Origin of the sequence: Pseudomonas gingeri (genome assembly GCF_013385425.1) — a bacterium.
Taxonomy (GTDB): domain Bacteria; phylum Pseudomonadota; class Gammaproteobacteria; order Pseudomonadales; family Pseudomonadaceae; genus Aquipseudomonas; species Aquipseudomonas gingeri_D.
In genome coordinates this window covers 1,380-17,264 of record NZ_JACAQA010000008.1, presented here as the reverse complement: position 1 = coordinate 17,264, position 15,885 = coordinate 1,380, and the positions used below count along the sequence as shown (strand labels likewise).

Annotated in this window: 19 protein-coding genes; 7 read left to right on the top strand and 12 right to left on the bottom strand. The window is 57.6% G+C overall.

What is annotated here, in order from left to right; all coding sequences use genetic code 11:
- Positions 1-215 precede the first annotated feature (215 nt).
- Entirely contained in the window at positions 216-953 is a 738-nt protein-coding gene (locus tag HX830_RS13560; protein WP_177100720.1) for a substrate-binding periplasmic protein, read from the bottom strand.
- A gap of 324 nt (positions 954-1,277) precedes the next feature.
- Here HX830_RS13560 and HX830_RS13555 point away from each other — a divergent pair, with 324 nt between their 5' ends.
- Complete coding sequence (locus HX830_RS13555) at positions 1,278-1,730, top strand: GNAT family N-acetyltransferase (protein WP_177100718.1); 453 nt, start codon at positions 1,278-1,280, stop codon at positions 1,728-1,730.
- A 138-nt stretch (positions 1,731-1,868) separates the two neighbouring features.
- On the opposite strand, the gene HX830_RS13550 is transcribed toward HX830_RS13555, so the two are convergent.
- From HX830_RS13550 to HX830_RS13535, 4 genes are all read right to left on the bottom strand, one after another.
- On the bottom strand, positions 1,869-2,165 hold the full coding sequence (locus HX830_RS13550; protein WP_103499122.1) for a winged helix-turn-helix domain-containing protein: 297 nt from the start codon (positions 2,163-2,165) through the stop codon (positions 1,869-1,871).
- A gap of 56 nt (positions 2,166-2,221) precedes the next feature.
- Complete coding sequence (locus tag HX830_RS13545; RefSeq protein ID WP_103499123.1) at positions 2,222-2,731, bottom strand: YgjP-like metallopeptidase domain-containing protein; 510 nt, start codon at positions 2,729-2,731, stop codon at positions 2,222-2,224.
- Positions 2,732-2,774: 43 nt separating this feature from the next.
- On the bottom strand, positions 2,775-4,898 hold the full coding sequence (locus HX830_RS13540; RefSeq protein ID WP_152741135.1) for a putative bifunctional diguanylate cyclase/phosphodiesterase: 2,124 nt from the start codon (positions 4,896-4,898) through the stop codon (positions 2,775-2,777).
- Positions 4,899-5,134: 236 nt separating this feature from the next.
- Entirely contained in the window at positions 5,135-5,374 is a 240-nt protein-coding gene (locus tag HX830_RS13535) for a hypothetical protein (RefSeq protein ID WP_103499125.1), read from the bottom strand.
- Positions 5,375-5,681: 307 nt separating this feature from the next.
- Between HX830_RS13535 and HX830_RS13530 the strand changes: the two genes are divergently transcribed.
- The 5 genes from HX830_RS13530 (at position 5,682) to HX830_RS13510 (ending at position 9,858) form a co-directional block, all read left to right on the top strand.
- Positions 5,682-6,353, top strand: a complete 672-nt coding sequence (locus HX830_RS13530) for a polysaccharide lyase family 7 protein (RefSeq protein WP_152741136.1) — start codon at positions 5,682-5,684, stop codon at positions 6,351-6,353.
- 273 nt (positions 6,354-6,626) lie between these two features.
- Positions 6,627-7,139 (top strand): RICIN domain-containing protein, encoded by a 513-nt coding sequence (locus HX830_RS13525; RefSeq protein ID WP_177100716.1) that lies wholly within the window; start codon positions 6,627-6,629, stop codon positions 7,137-7,139.
- Positions 7,140-7,365: 226 nt separating this feature from the next.
- On the top strand, positions 7,366-7,884 hold the full coding sequence (locus tag HX830_RS13520) for an RICIN domain-containing protein (protein WP_177100714.1): 519 nt from the start codon (positions 7,366-7,368) through the stop codon (positions 7,882-7,884).
- A 528-nt stretch (positions 7,885-8,412) separates the two neighbouring features.
- Positions 8,413-8,919, top strand: a complete 507-nt coding sequence (locus HX830_RS13515; protein WP_177100712.1) for an RICIN domain-containing protein — start codon at positions 8,413-8,415, stop codon at positions 8,917-8,919.
- Between the two features lie 552 nt (positions 8,920-9,471).
- On the top strand, positions 9,472-9,858 hold the full coding sequence (locus tag HX830_RS13510) for a DUF3077 domain-containing protein (protein ID WP_177100710.1): 387 nt from the start codon (positions 9,472-9,474) through the stop codon (positions 9,856-9,858).
- 100 nt (positions 9,859-9,958) lie between these two features.
- Here the strand turns inward: HX830_RS13510 and HX830_RS13505 are convergent, their stop codons facing one another.
- Complete coding sequence (locus HX830_RS13505) at positions 9,959-10,114, bottom strand: hypothetical protein (protein ID WP_177100708.1); 156 nt, start codon at positions 10,112-10,114, stop codon at positions 9,959-9,961.
- A gap of 330 nt (positions 10,115-10,444) precedes the next feature.
- Here HX830_RS13505 and HX830_RS13500 point away from each other — a divergent pair, with 330 nt between their 5' ends.
- Positions 10,445-10,657, top strand: coding sequence for a hypothetical protein (locus HX830_RS13500; protein WP_103499131.1), 213 nt, complete (start codon positions 10,445-10,447; stop codon positions 10,655-10,657).
- A 27-nt stretch (positions 10,658-10,684) separates the two neighbouring features.
- Here HX830_RS13500 and HX830_RS13495 read toward each other — a convergent pair whose 3' ends face one another.
- The 6 genes from HX830_RS13495 to HX830_RS32125 form a co-directional block, all read right to left on the bottom strand.
- Complete coding sequence (locus HX830_RS13495) at positions 10,685-10,936, bottom strand: helix-turn-helix transcriptional regulator (protein WP_177100706.1); 252 nt, start codon at positions 10,934-10,936, stop codon at positions 10,685-10,687.
- Between the two features lie 158 nt (positions 10,937-11,094).
- Complete coding sequence (gene fba / locus HX830_RS13490) at positions 11,095-12,159, bottom strand: class II fructose-bisphosphate aldolase (RefSeq protein WP_100942561.1); 1,065 nt, start codon at positions 12,157-12,159, stop codon at positions 11,095-11,097.
- Between the two features lie 244 nt (positions 12,160-12,403).
- Complete coding sequence (locus HX830_RS13485; RefSeq protein ID WP_103499132.1) at positions 12,404-12,748, bottom strand: MliC family protein; 345 nt, start codon at positions 12,746-12,748, stop codon at positions 12,404-12,406.
- 109 nt (positions 12,749-12,857) lie between these two features.
- Positions 12,858-14,021, bottom strand: coding sequence for a phosphoglycerate kinase (locus HX830_RS13480; RefSeq protein ID WP_103499133.1), 1,164 nt, complete (start codon positions 14,019-14,021; stop codon positions 12,858-12,860).
- Between the two features lie 16 nt (positions 14,022-14,037).
- Positions 14,038-15,087 carry an erythrose-4-phosphate dehydrogenase gene (epd, locus tag HX830_RS13475; RefSeq protein ID WP_177100704.1) on the bottom strand — a complete coding sequence of 350 codons (1,050 nt, stop codon included), beginning with the start codon at positions 15,085-15,087 and terminating at the stop codon, positions 14,038-14,040.
- A 231-nt stretch (positions 15,088-15,318) separates the two neighbouring features.
- Positions 15,319-15,885, bottom strand: a 567-nt coding sequence (locus HX830_RS32125; RefSeq protein ID WP_305729206.1) for a transketolase-like TK C-terminal-containing protein, incomplete at its 5' end; no start/stop codon positions are given.

The following is a 15,885-nucleotide window of genomic DNA, read 5'->3' as shown; positions in this document are numbered from 1 at the left end:
TTGCCAGCGATGAGGCTCTCAAGACCGCCAAAAGCTTCGCTGGCAAGCCAGGCTCCTACAGACCGCACTGAACACAGATTTCGCGTACGACAAAAACCTGTAGGAGCAGGGCTTGTCGGGGCGCCGCAGCGCCGCGAATAGGCCCTTGAGCCTTGCATCGCCCTTGCGGCCGCCATCGCCGGCAAGCCGGCTCCTACAAGGTTTCGCGGAGGTGGTTACATCCCGTGCAGCTTGAGCAGCCGATCATAGCTGCCGTCGGCCTTCATCGCCGCGATCTCGCGGTCGAAGCAGGCGACAATCTGCTCATGCTGCGGGTTCTTCAGGCTGACCAGGATATGCAGGCTGTTCTCGCTCAGCGGCTTGGGCAGGAACTCCACGGCATTGCGCACCCGTGGCGCCTCGCTCTTGAGGTAATAACGCGCCACATACTCGTCTTCCAGGGTCAGCTTCACGCGGTCCGCCGCGAGCATGCGCACGGCCATGGCAAAGTTGTGCACCGGGATCTTCTGCAACTGGGTGTCACCGTCAAAATCGGCGCTATAGGCGTAGTCACGCACCACCGCAATCGGCAGGTCGTGCAACTGGCCCAGGTTATCGAACTCGATGGCCGACTCCTTGCGCTTGAGAAACAGCACACGGTTGACCAGGTACTCGGCCGAGAACTGCCCCAGCAAGGTGCGTTCGTCGCTGTACCAGGCATTGATCAGCACGTCATAGCGCCCTTCGCCCACGCCCTTGAGCGCGCGTGCCCAGGGCACCTGCTCGAAGTCGCTGGCATAGCCGGCCCGCGCCAGCGCCGTGATGACGATATCGGTGGCCAGGCCACCGTTGACCAGCGTCGCGTCGGTAAACGGCGGCCAGCCATCGGCCACCAACCGTAACTTGTCCGCGGCGGCGCCCTGTGAAAGCAGCAGCAATCCAAGCAAAACAAAAGCTCGATGCAATCGCGGCATGCTAAAGATCCTTAGCGGGCACATAGCCCAGCAGAGTTAGCCGAAGCCGGAGGAGCACATCCAAAAGCAACCGGCTACCTCCCTGGTCCTAACATTAGCTCATCCGAGCCAGAGCAAAAGCACGGCTTGGCAGATTACACAAAGATGACGATGGCGAGCAAAGCCAATGATATCAAGTAGCCGCCAGTGAACCGAAATACCGGTTCAAAATCCCTTGCAAGGAGCTTTCCAGCACCGGCCCTGTCGGGCAAAAGAAATCCGCGGTTGGCGACCTCGGATAACGCGCCTAGTATCGCTATCAAGTTATTGAATCCAGAGGCGAGCATGACCACTGACTGGCTCTGCAAACACCATGGCGACCTGAGCAAGGAACAGTTGTACAGCATCCTGCAACTGCGGACCGAAGTCTTCGTGGTCGAGCAAAAATGTCCCTACCAGGAAGTCGATGGGCGTGACCTGGAGGGCGACACCTGCCATCTGATGGGCTGGCGCGATGATCGACTGGTGGCTTACCTGCGTCTGCTCGACCCGGAATCCCAGGGGGGTGACGTGGTGATCGGGCGGGTGGTGATCGCCCCCGAGGCTCGCGGCCAGGGGTTGGGGCATGAGCTGATGGCCCAGGCGTTGAAGCAGGCCGGGAAGCTTTGGCCGGAAGTACCGATCTATCTGTCGGCCCAGGCGCACCTGCAGAATTATTACGGGAGCTATGGGTTCGAGGTGGTGGGCGAGGTGTATCTGGAAGACGATATTCCGCATATCGGTATGCGCAAAAGCTGAGGTTTTTGGTGTTCTCCAGGGCCTCTTCGCGGGCAAGCCCTGCTCCTACAAAGTTAGGCCGTACACAAAAGGTGTGTTCGACACATAACTGTAGGAGCAGGGCTTGCCCGCGAAAAGGCCGGCACAGGCGCCACAAACTCAGGGATAACCCAGCACCTGCTTGATCGAAACCAGGTTGCGACCAATCCAGCTCTTGTCGATCGCCCCCCAACTACGAATCCGGTACTGCCCGGCGTGATTGCGCGCGCCGTCTTCCTGCTCAAACTCACAAACAATGTCCAGGTCCGCCAGGGCCAGGATCGTATCCTGAGCCGTGCGCCGTGGCATGCCCGTGGCTTCGGTCAGGGCCGGAACGCTGCTGGCAATCTCGCTGTCGATCAGCCATGCCACGTACAGACGGCGGTAGAAACTGCTCTTGGTCTTGCTGACGTCCATCCGGTAGTCCTTGAGGTTGACCTTCCAATGCTTCGACTCAAGCGCACACTCGGCGCCTACGGAGTTGCAGATTTGCCCTGCAGATCGCGCCAGGTCAGGTACACCCGCAGGTCGAACTCCAACTGGTGATAACCGGGCTGCATGTATTCGCACAGCTGGTAGAAGGCCTTGTTGTGATCGGATTCCTTCAGGTGCGCCAACTCGTGCACCACGATCATCTTCAGAAACTGCGGCGCCGCCTCCTTGAACAGCGAGGCGATGCGGATTTCCTTCTTGGCCTTGAGCTTGCCGCCCTGGACCCGCGAGATCGCCGTGTGCAGGCCGAGGGCGCGGTGGGTCAGGTCGAGGCGGTTATCGAAGAGCACCTTGTCGATGGCCGGCGCATTGCGCAGATGTTCCTGCTTCAACGCCAGGGCATAGCTGTACAGCGCCTTGTCGCTCTGCACCGCATGCCGCTCCGGATAACGCTGGCTCAGGTAGTCGCCCAGGGCGTCCCGGGCGATCATCTGGCGGACCTGTTCCTGCAAGGACGTGGGATAAGCCTGAAGGTATTTCAGCACAGTCATGACAGGCCTTACGTACACCGAAAAAGAAACCAGTGTAGCGAATTCAGGCGGACAACGCGCTCCAGTCAAACGCCGAGCCGAAGCCGGTGGCGTCCTTGGCCGTCAGCGGCCGGGCCACCAGGAAGCCCTGGACCATCGGGCAACCATTGGCCTTGAGCCACTGCCATTGCTCCACGGTTTCCACGCCCTCGGCGATCACCAGCAAACCAAACTCCTTGCACAGGTCGATCACCGTGCGGGCCAGGGCCGCATCCCGTGGTGAGTCGAGGATCTTGGCGATCAACTGTCGGTCGAGCTTGAGCGTGTCCAACTCGAGGTCACGCAGGTGGTTCAGCGAACAGTGTCCCGAACCGAAATCGTCCAGGGCCACGCGCACGCCCTGGGCGCGGATCCGCCGCAGTTGCTTGCGCGAAGCCTCGTAGTCCTGCATCAGCGCCGCCTCCGTGACCTCGACTTCCAGCTGGTGCGCCCGCAGGTCATGGCGCTCCAGCACCTCCTGCAACTCGTCCGCCAGGTTCGGCATACAGAACTGTGTGGCGCTCAGGCTGACGCTCAGCACCAGGTCATCGGCAAACACGCCACTCCAGGCATGCCGCTGAGTGGCCGCCTGGCGATAGATCCAACTGCCCAGCCGGCTGATCAGCCGTACTTCTTCCAATAAAGGCAGGAACAACCCCGGCGGCACATCACCGACACTCGGATGGTGCCAGCGCAGCAACGCCTCGAACCCGCGCAGGCGGCCATCCTCCAGGGACACCTGGGGCTGGTAGACCATCTTGAATTCCTTGCCCTCGATCGCCGAACGGACACTTTCCTCGAGCATCAGGCGCGAGCGGGCCCGACCATTCATCTCGTGGTCGTAGTAGCGATACTGCTGACGGCCGGCGCGCTTGGCCTCATACATGGCGATATCCGCCGCCCGCAGCAGGCCATCGAGATTGGCCCCGCAATCGGGGTAAGTGGCAATGCCGATGCTGACGCCGAGCGTCATTTCCATGCCGTCGATTTGCTGGCGAATCGAAACCCGCTCGATCAACCGCTCGGCGATTTTCGCCGCCTGCTCCGGGTGCTCCAGATTGAGCAGGGTGGTGAACTCATCACCGCCCATGCGCGCAAGAATATCGAAGGGATTGAGGCAGGACTTCAACTGTTCCGAGACCCAGCGCAGCACCCGGTCGCCGGCTTCGTGCCCCAGGGAATCGTTGACCCGTTTGAAGCCGTCGAGATCCAGGTACATCAGCACCAGGGACTTTTCCGCGCTGTCGCTGCGGCGCAGGGTATTTTCCGCCGTCTGGTAGAACCCCCGGCGGTTGAGCAAGCCGGTCAACGGGTCGGTGACCGCCTGGAACTCCAGTTGCTGGTGCAAGTGCCGCACCACCGACATGTCCAGCACCGTCACCACCATGGCCTTCTGGTCGGCGGGCAGCGGTGCGCAGGACAAGGCCACCGGCAGCATCTGGTCCTGGCTGGTGCGCAAATACGCATCATGCAGGCGATAGGTTTCGCCCTTGCGGTACTCCTCGTACAGCAATGAGCTGTGCCAGTTGGGAAAGTGCGGGTTCTGCAGGAAATCCAGGAACGGCTGGCCGGCCAGGGCGTCCAGCGACAGATTGAGCAAGCGCGAAATGGCCGGGTTGGCGAAGCGGATCGTGCCGTCTTCGTTGACCACCAGAATGCCTTCGGCGGCATTCTCCAGCACCGAGGCATTGAACGCCCGCGCGGCTTCCAGATCGCGGCTCAGGCATTGCAGGGCCCGGCGGTTACGCTGTTGTTCCAGCAACGCCTGGACCTTGGGCCTGAGGATATCGGGGTTGAAGGGCTTGAACAGGTAATCCACCGCGCCACTGGCATAGCCCTTGATCACAGCGTCCGGGGACTGCTCGTTGGCGGTGAGGAAAATAATCGGGGTCAGACGGGTGCGCTGGCTGCCGCGCATCAGGCGGGCCACTTCAAAACCGTCCATCCCGGGCATCTGTACATCCAGCAGCACCAGGTCAATCTCATGCTCAAGCAGCAACGTCAGTGCCTCAATGCCTGAGGCGGCAGTAACCACCTGCCAATCCTGACGTTCCAGCAAGGCACGCATGCTGATCAGATTTTCAGGGTAATCATCGACGACCAGAAGGACGGAACTACCATCACCGGGTATCTGTTGCACGCAATCCATGCTGCTTCTCTTGTTCGGGGAACTCCACCGGAAATCTAGGAAACCGGGCTAAACCTAAGGACTACTCTAGACCGGGATTGTGCAAAGCGTAGTGAGCAATAGGCCATCATCCAGACATGGCCACAATCTCCCGACTAACGGTCGTTTATCACCTTCAGGACGCGGCCCGGAAAACGCCTCGGGCCTGCAAGACCGCGTCATACCACGGTGACGACCGTTAATACGGCCGGTCAGTGTTATGAGGTCCTATATTCCGCAATTGGTTCAATTTCGTAGATTTCGTCGAAACGCACCGTATTGTATAAGCCGAATTCGCCGTGATAGGTCAGTGTTCGGTGCGTCCAGTCGATGCTGCACAGCTCGCCGCGCTCGGACTCCACCGTCCCGCCGTGCAGCCTGCCGCGCAGGTTGATTTTTTGTTTGCGCTTGAAGTACTTCAGATATTCAGGCTCGTTCTGTGCTTCCTCTTCGTCCATAGTGAGACCCTTTTTTTGTTAGCGATGGAACGTTCATCGTGGGAAGTCGCCCCGTGAAAAACAACTGTCATAAATAACAGGTGTTTATATCGCTTCTTAATAAAAGCCCAACACGATCCTTCTATAGCGGGCCGCGCGGGCCGGCTTCGTCGACGGATTGGCGTCAACCGTTCGCCGGTTCGGCGTTAACAAACTATTCTTCAGCCGTTATAAAGGACGCCGAAAGCGCGGCCCCAAGCGGTTTGTCTGAATTTTCCCAGGCTCAATCGCGGCCCGCGCGTAAACGGCTTACAAGGAAGGAACAGACATGATCGACCTGACCACCTGGAACCTCAGCGTTCCCGTCGGTACCCCGCCGGCGACGATCGATACGCCCAAGCTGGTGCAGGGCTTCAAGGATCAGTACTTTCACTCCGACAGCGGCACCTTGTTCTTCTGGTCGCCGGTCACCGGTTCCAAGACCGAAAACGCCATCTACCCGCGCAGCGAATTGCGCGAGACCTGGCCCGATGGCCGGCTGCGCAACTGGTTGTACAGCGAGTCCAACAACTACCTGCGCGCAACCCTGGCGGTGAACCAGGTGCCCTCGTCGGGCAAGATCGTCATCGGCCAGATCCATGCGTACAACAGCACCCAGCCGATGCTCAAGGTCGAGTACCAGTACAAGGACAGCCGCAAGAGCGGGATCATCGTGGTGAAGATCCGCAACCACCCCGACGACAAGAAAAGCCGGGTGATCGAGATCGCCGACAATGTGCCGTTGGATAAAGCCTTCACTTATGTGATTCACCTGAGTCGCGGCGGTTATCTGAGCGTGCAGGCCGCCGATGCGTCCTGGTACACCCAGATCAGCAGCACCTGGCGTGAAAAGCCGCTGTATTTCAAGGCCGGGGTCTATGTGCAGGACAATACCGGCTACACCAGCGAGGGCGGGATGGTGACCTTCTACAAGTTGGATATTGATCATGTGAAGGGGTGATATTACCGCCGCTTCTTAAAGAGAGCTTTTATGCATTGAGGCGCTCTTCCCTATTCGGAAACCGTCTATAAACCTGTCAGTTCTGACAGTAGACCGGTTTGCAAAGCGTGCTCAATCTATTCAGTAACTGACGATTACTGGCATGCAGAGGCGGGTATGGAAGAGGTCTGGGTCATGGAATCCAGCGCTCCGGGTTGTTACATGCCACTTCGAAAGTGGTGTTCATCACGTGAACACGCCATGGGTACTACGCAATCTATAAGGAGAGTTGTCATGAAAGATGAAGCGATCCCTCGTGATGCTACAGGCCCTGAAAAAACGGCCAAGGGCGCCCCGGGCGGGGCTGTGGAGATCGAAGAGGGTATCTATAAAATCTACACGAATTTAAATAATACCAGTGTTGTTGATATGGCTGTGAGCGGGAGCGACCAGCGCGTCCACCGTATTAAGCTGTACCATGATAATAGTTCACTCGAATCCACGTGGGGGCTTCTCCGTAGGCCAGGTGGATACTACCTGCTTATCAACCAAAGGGAAAAAGATCTGGCTGCCGGAGAGATGAAAGACGACAGTGTAGGGGCGTCACCTATCACCGAGCGGCCTGCCCAACTGTGGATGTTCAAGAGTGCGGGCCCCGACCTCTACTATCTTGAAAATAAATATGACGGCAAAGTGATGGATGTGGCAGGTTCCCATACGGAGGATAACTCCAGCATCATCAATTATCGTCATGTGGGTTCGAAAAATCAGAAATTCAAACTATTAAAAATCGATGGACCAAAGTGAGATTCATGGCGCAAGGATGTCTGACTGGCGGGCAACCGGCGCATCGCTGAGAAACGATGCGCCGGTTGTGGGTATTATATTGACGTCTCGCCTCCAAAATATTTAATAACGACCCATCAGGAGGGTGCTTTCCCTGGCATTTGAATCTACGTGGCGCCCCTTCGGAAAGAGCGCTTATCCAAAGAGCACCACGCCCATGCTACGCGACATACCAAGGAGAGCTATCATGCAAGATAAAACCACCTCCGTTGACGGCGAAGCCTCTGAGCAGACACCCAAGGATGCACCCGGTGCGGCTATAAAAATTCCAGACGGCGTCTATAAAATTTACACCTCCTTAACCAATACCCATGTTATTGACATGTCTCTGAGTGGCGGCATTATAGACGACCACAGCGTCAAGCTATTCCATGACAATAACGAACCCGAATCCACATGGAAAATCTCTTACATTAGCGCCCACGACGCGCACATCATTAACAATGGGAAATTGACTCAGCTAATGCTCAAAGTGATCGGGGATTCTGGCGTATATGCTTCATATGATACATCCTCGCAATCACGGGCTTATCATTGGATTTTCAAGAGCGCGGGTACCAACGTGGTCTATATCGAGAACAAAGCTAGCGGTCACGTATTGGATGTGGAGGGCTCTAACACGGTGGATAACACCAGGATTCTCGCTTGGCCTTATAAAGGATCGACCAATCAGAAATTCAAACTGGTCAAAATAGGGAACCTTTAAAGCGATAGTGATGCTATATGCAATTCGAAATGTGAGGCCGCTGAACGCGGTCTTGTGGCGAACGGGCTTGCCCTAATGCCGTTCAGTCAAGAAAATGAGATATTGAAAACACCACCTAACCTGTAGGAGCAGGGCTTGCCCGCGAAGCTTTTGACGGTCTTACGGGCCCCTTCGCTGCGATGCGGCGTCCCGACAAGCCATGCTCCTACAGGAACTGCGCTCGACCTTGACTGAACGGCATTAGGGCAAGCCCGCTCGCCACATTCAAGTATCCAAGCCGCCATAACTCACAGATCAATTAAAACATTGCTTTATATTTTAAGGCACTACTCACTATTCAAAAACCATCTATAAACCTGTCATTTCTGACAGTAGACCGGTTTGCAAAGCCTGCTCAAAATATCCAGCAACGACCCCTCAGGAGTGTGTTTTCCCTGGCATTTGAGTCCACGTGGCGCCCCTTCGGACAGAGTGCTCATCCGGATGAGTTCCACCCCCATGCGATGCAAAATACCAAGGAGTTTTATCATGAAAAATGAAACCATCTCAGGTGACGGAAAAACCTCAGAGCAGACGACCAAGGGGGCCCCAGGGAACAATATGAAAGTGCCTCTTGGCACCTATAAAATCTACTCATCTTTATCTTATCCTAACTGGCTCGTTGATATGTCTCTAAGCGGGGGAAACCAGGAGCGCAATGTTAAGCTTTTTCAGGACAACAACGAGACCGAATCCACATGGATATTTTTCAACGAAGAAAATGATTATACATACACAATTAGAAACGGAAAAGAGCGAGACCTATATCTTTCCTCGATTAAAGCCGATAGCGTAGTCGCTTACAATTATGGCAATTCATTATCTAAGAGCCATCGCTGGAGCGTTAGAGATGCAGGCAACGGCTTTGTCTATATCGTTAGCGCAGGAGAACTCGTATTGGATGTAAAACAATCTATCACTGCCAATAATACTGACATTATCACGTCGGGCTATGCAGGCACGGCAAACCAAAAATTTAAGCTGGTACGCATATAAGACTTTTAAAGTCCTAATGAAGATGTATTCATGGTAAAGAATGCAAATTAGCAGGTAACCGACGCATCGTATGGAAACGATACACCGGTTGCGGGTGCCTCTGAAGCGCCCCAGTTCAACCATTCGATCGCGGGCGGTGTAGACGCGCTTGATGACCGCCACAACGGTTAATGCCCCTGCTGTTGAGGTCCGTACCAACGCTATACATAACCTGGGATGACCTGTCAGATTTTTACGCTGTCATTTGCAGGCCATTTCCTAGAAAATTGTAATCGCCCCTGAGCGGCTTGCGCCTTTGAATTCTTCGCGTCTAGTCTTCGTTCACCACTGCTTATCAGTGGTCGGATGTGGAAGTCCGAAGCCCAGAAAAGTGCACAGGCGCTCAAATACGAATTCGACTGTTCATTCGTGTCATGGCGGCTGTGCGCGGGGTACCTTCGGGTGCGCCGGGGTTTTCTGTGGCCCGGTCTTCCACACCTGCGTACAGCTGCCACCTTCTTGCGTGGAAGTGAGAGCCGGCAGCTTCTTGTTATCCACAGGAAGTCACGAATCATGAAAAAGCTCGTCCCCGATCCACCCATCAACTACACCCGCCAGCGCATCACCGCGATCCTCAGAGAAACCAACGAAGCCTTGCTGCAAGTGATGCGCGACAGCAAGCGTCCCCTGCTGGACAGCCTGCCCTCCACCGGCCTGAAAACTTTCGGCTGTCTCGACGGAGAAAATCACCCACTGTTTGCCGTCCGCCCCGGTATCACTGCCGAAGAAGCGTTGCGGCATGTTTCACTGTTGCTGATTGGAGCGGAAGAAATCTCCGATGAAATCACTGACGCCAGTGGTATTGAGCGCGGCCTGATCGGCTCCATGGTCCGCTCCGTGGAAATGGCCCGGGCGGTGGTGGATGCGCTGCTGGAAGGCGCGGCCATAGGGCCGGCGTAAACGCGGAGAGCCACGAGGAAGGCGGCGGATAATCAATCATTCCGCCGCCCTTTTATATCAGGCTTGAGCTTATCGCTCGCAGCCTTGCCCAGTATGGCGACTAAGGCTTGGCCTGACCTTTTGGTGCCACCTCCGGCTTGAGCGTGGCCTCAGCCGCGCCCTTGAAACCGGGTTTCACCTCCGGCGCGAGCGTAGCCTTAGCCGGACCTTTAAAACCCACCTCTGCTTTTTTTACCTTCTTGCCCTTTGAGCTCATGACCGTACACTCCCTTACAGTAAATGAACCCTGAAAGTGCCGGACTCGAACACTTCTGACTACTGTCAGAACTGACAGTTTTTTATATTATTTCCGACTTCCTCATATTCTGTAAGCTTCCATAAAGTCGTTCCCTTTACAGATTCAATGACTCAGTCATTGCCAAACAACAGACTGGTATCCCCGCCTCTCAAAACGCCGCTTTATGCTTTAAGGTGCTATTCGATATTCGGAAACTGTATATAAAACTGTCAGCATTGACAGTAGACCAACTTTCAAACCGTAAGTAACACTTTCCACACCTACTATTAGCAACATGTAGAGGTGGATATGAAATGGGCCTTGGTCATGGAATCCAGTGTTCACGGTTTTTACGTGAGTGAAATAATGGAGTCAAAAGACAAGCCAAACTATCACCCCACTCACCTTCGGGGTTGGCGCTGGATCGCCGTCAATCCGGGTGAAGAGGTAAAGGTCGGCGATATCTGGCAAGGTCACTCCTTTCATCCCCCTGAAGTCGGATACAAGGGCGATCACTTGTGAGGCACAACCACCTCCAGTTGATTGACTCTACTCATCGCGCTCGACCAGTTCCGCAAGAGACTTGAGGTCAATGCGCTCATCGACCAGGTCAAGGGCCATACCGAGGGATGCGGTCACTCGAAACAAGGTATGGAGCCCCACATTCTCACCAGCCTCAAGATCGATAATGGTTTTACGGTTGCAATGGGCCCTCTCCGCAAGCCGAGCTTGGCTGTAACCTTTCGCACGCCGCAAGAGACGCACTCTTTCGCCGAGAGCGACCGGGTTGAGGATCAGCATTTTGTAACCTATAGCGGATATTGCTCACTAAAAAAATCGATTATGTCCACCTTAGCGGACATTCCCAAGCACCTTATGTCAGAAACAACGATCAACGTGGTCAAAAAACGAACAATAAAAAACCGTCTTTCGACGGTTTTTTATAACACCCAGTGGTCTTAGTTGACCTTGGCGTTCAACTCACCTTTCAGGTAACGCTGGAACATCGCTTCCAGGGAGATCGGCTTGATCTTCGAAGCGTTGCCGGCAGTCCCAAAGGCTTCGTAACGGGCGATACACACGTCACGCATGGCGGTCACGGTGGCGCCGAAGAATTTGCGCGGGTCGAACTCGCTCGGGTTGGTGGCCATCAGGCGACGCATCGCACCGGTGGACGCCAGGCGCAGGTCGGTGTCGATATTGACCTTGCGCACGCCGTGCTTGATGCCTTCGACGATTTCTTCAACCGGGACGCCGTAGGTTTCCTTGATGTCGCCACCGTACTGGTTGATGATCGCCAGCCACTCTTGCGGCACCGAAGAGGAACCGTGCATCACCAGGTGGGTGTTGGGGATGCGCTTGTGGATTTCCTTGATGCGGTCGATCGCCAGCACGTCACCGGTAGGCGGCTTGGTGAACTTGTAGGCGCCGTGGCTGGTGCCGATGGCGATGGCCAGGGCGTCGACCTGGGTCTTCTTGACGAAGTCTGCGGCTTCTTCCGGATCGGTCAGCATCTGGCTGTGATCGAGCACGCCTTCGGCGCCGATACCGTCTTCTTCACCGGCCATGCCGGTTTCCAGCGAACCCAGGCAACCCAGCTCGCCTTCAACCGAAACACCACAGGCGTGAGCCATGGCCACGGTCTGTTGGGTCACGCGGACGTTGTAGTCGTAGTCGGTCGGGGTCTTGCCGTCTTCGCCCAGGGAACCGTCCATCATCACCGAGCTGAAGCCCAGTTGGATGGAGCGCTGGCAGACGTCCGGGCTGGTGCCGTGGTCCTGGTGCATGCACACCGGGATATGCGGGAATTCTTCGATGGCGGCCAGGATCAGGTGACGCAGGAACGGGGCACCGGCGTATTTGCGGGCACCGGCCGAAGCCTGGACGATCACCGGGGAGTCAGTCTTGTCAGCGGCTTCCATGATGGCGCGCATCTGCTCAAGGTTGTTGACGTTGAAGGCTGGAACGCCGTAGCCGTATTCGGCTGCGTGGTCCAACATCTGGCGCATGCTGATAAGTGCCATTGTGTGTGTCTCTCCCGGTCGAGGGTCGTTAATCGTGCAAGCCTGCCGGAGCGGCGGCTGCTATTCAAGTCATTGCAGATCAGGGGTCAGCCCGGCCTGCGGATTCAGTGTCAAACGCCGGCCCCTTGTAGGAGCGAGCTTGCTCGCGATGGTGGTTCAGGCACCGCGGGGTATCAGGTACCCCGAGTTATCATTAACGTCCATCGCGAGCAAGCTCGCTCCTACAGGGGACCGCGCTCGGCCGTTATTGCGCCTTGCAGGCCCGGCCGATCAAATCGTTGGTGGCAACCCAGTAAACCAGGCCTTCCTCACCTTTTTTGTGAAACGCCAAAACGTTATCGCTGTAAAGCACACCGCTGTCGACGGCACCGATCTCGGGTTTGAGACGGTACACCTGGTCACCGCTGGCCAAGCGCACATCCACCGCCTGCTGCGTCGTGTCGACATAACGCCAGAGCACTTCGGCGTGACTGTCACAGGTCCAGTGCGTCCAGTTGTCCGCCGGAGCCGACGCCTGGTTGAAGGTGGCATTGAAAGCCGCGCAACCACTCAGTGCTGCCAGTGAAACAAGGGCGATAAAGCCTTTCATGCCGGTTCCTCGACTGGCGACCCCTGGCCGCCAGCACTGCACGTAGTGAATCTGACCCGTCAGGGACAACCCCGTTCCCGGGTCCCGGACGATGCGTCGTATTCGGGGCTCAGGCCTTGGCGCGCGCTTCCAGCACTTCCACGGCCGGCAGTACCTTGCCCTCGACGAACTCGAGGAAAGCACCACCACCGGTGGAGATGTAGGAGATATCCTTGGCAACACCGTACTTGTCGATGGCCGCCAAGGTGTCGCCACCACCGGCAATGGAAAACGCCGAGCTGTCGGCGATGGCCTGGGCCAGGACCTTGGTGCCGTTGCCGAACTGGTCGAATTCGAACACACCGACCGGACCGTTCCAGAGGATGGTCTTCGACGACTTCAGCAGTTCGGCGAAGTGCGCGGCGGTTTGCGGGCCGATATCCAGGATCATGTCGTCAGCAGCCACGTCGGCGATCAGTTTCACGGTCGCCACGGCGCTCTCAGCAAACTCCTTGGCCACCACCACGTCCACTGGCAACGGAACGCTGACCTTGGCGGCGATGGCGCGGGCGGTGTCGAGCAGGTCCGGCTCGTAGAGGGACTTGCCCACTGGATGACCGGCTGCGGCCAGGAAAGTGTTGGCGATGCCGCCACCGACAATCAGCTGGTTGCAGATCTGGCTCAGGCTGTTGAGCACGTCGAGTTTGGTCGAGACCTTGGAACCGGCGACGATGGCAGCCATCGGCTGGGCCGGGGCGCCCAGGGCCTTGCCCAGTGCATCCAGTTCGGCGGCCAGCAGCGGACCAGCAGCGGCCACCTTGGCGAACTTGGCCACGCCGTGGGTCGAACCCTCGGCGCGGTGCGCGGTGCCAAAGGCGTCCATCACAAACACGTCGCACAGGGCGGCGTATTGCTTGGCCAACTCGTCGCTGTTCTTTTTCTCGCCCTTGTTGAAGCGCACGTTTTCGAACAGCACGATATCGCCGGCCTTGATCTCGACACCGTTCAGGTAATCGGCCAGCAGCGGCACATCACGGCCCAGGGCCTTGCTCAGGTAGTCGGCGACCGGCTTGAGGCTGTTCTCGGCCGAGAACTCGCCTTCGGTCGGACGGCCCAGGTGCGAGCAGATCATGACCGCCGCGCCTTTTTCCAGGGCCAGCTTGATGGTCGGCAGCGAAGCCAGGATACGCGCATCGCTGGTGACAACACCGTCCTTGACGGGGACGTTGAGGTCTTCGCGGATCAGTACGCGCTTACCTTGCAGATCGAGGTCGGTCATCTTCAACACGGTCATGGTCGCAATCTCTGGTTTACGGTTGTTGGTGGACAACGTGCAGGTAATGTTCTGCAACGTCGATCATTCGGTTGGCAAAACCCCATTCGTTGTCGAACCAGGCCAGCACGTTGACCAGCCTCGGGCCGGAAACGCGGGTCTGACTCGCATCGACAATCGCCGAATGAGGGTCATGGTTGAAATCACAGCTGGCGTGGGGCAGCTCGGTATAGGCCAGCAGGCCCTTGAGCGGGCCGCTGGTGGCGGCCTCGCGCAGGATCCGGTTGACCTCCACGGCATCGGTGTCGCTGACGGTCTGCATCGTGATGTCGAGGCAGGACACGTTCACCGTCGGCACCCGTACGGCTTTGGCCTGGATTCGCCCGGCAAGTTCCGGCAGCAGGCGTTCGATGCCCCGCGCCAGACCGGTGGACACCGGGATCACCGACTGGAACGCCGAGCGCGTCCGGCGCAGGTCTTCGGCGTGGTAGGCGTCGATCACCGGCTGGTCGTTCATCGCCGAGTGAATGGTGGTGATGGACACGTATTCCAGGCCGATGGCCTGGTCCAGCAGGCGCAACAGCGGCACGCCGCAGTTGGTGGTGCAGGAGGCGTTGGAGACCAGACGCTCGTCGCCGGTCAGGCAGTCCTGGTTGACGCCGTAGACGATGGTGGCGTCGACATCGGTCTCGCTGGCCATCGGCTGGGAGAACAACACCCGGGGCGCGCCGGCGGCGAGGAAGCGCTCGCCGTCCTCGCGGGTGTGGTAGGCGCCGGAGCATTCCAGCACCAGGTCGACGTCGAGCGCGGCCCAGTCGATGTGTTCGGGGGTGGCACAGCGGAAAACTTTCACGCAGTGACCATTGATATGCAGACAATCGTCCTCGACCCGCACTTCGCCAGGAAAGCGGCCGTGGGTGGAGTCGAAACGTGTCAGGTATTCGAGGCTGGCCATATCGGCCAGATCGTTGAGGGCAACGATTTCAAAACCGGCCCGATCCCCTCGCTCGAACAGCGCACGCAGGACACAACGACCGATACGGCCATAGCCGTTGAGTGCAACTCTGTAAGGACGCGGTTGGGGCATGGGGATCTCGCCGAGGCTTGAATATCAAGCAACCCGTGCCGAAGCAGGGGTTTTGTGGGAACGGGCTTGCCTGTGAGTCTGGGGGTTAGGCGGTGTCTGTGAGGCCGCCTTCGCGGGCAAGCTCCGCTCCCACAGGTTTGATGTCGTGCCACAACTTTTGGCCAGACACGGACACTGTGGGAGCGGAGCTTGCCCGCGAAGAGGCCGGAGCAGACAACCCCACTCCCGGACTTAGTCTTCCAGCAGCTCTTCAGCCTGACCCAGGATATTTTCCAGGGTGAAGCCGAACTCTTCGAACAAGGCTGGCGCAGGTGCCGACTCACCGTAGGTGGTCATGCCGATCACACGGCCTTCCAGGCCCACGTACTTGTACCAGTAGTCGGCATGGGCGGCTTCGATGGCGATACGCGCACCGATCTGCAGCGGCAGCACTTCCTGCTTGTAGCTGGCATCCTGGGCATCGAAAATGCTGGTGCACGGCATCGACACCACACGAACCTTGCGGCCCTGCTCGGTCAGCTTGTCGAACGCCTGCACCGCCAGGCCCACTTCCGAACCGGTCGCGATCAGGATCAGCTCAGGCTCGCCCGCACAATCCTTCAACACATAACCACCACGGCTGATGTTGTCGATCTGCACGGCATCGCGGGTCTGGTGCTGCAGGTTCTGCCGGGAGAAGATCAGCGCCGAAGGGCCGTCCTTGCGCTCCAGGGCGTTTTTCCAGGCCACGGCGGATTCCACCGCGTCGGCCGGACGCCAGGTGTCGAGGTTCGGCGTGCAACGCAGGCTCGCCAGTTG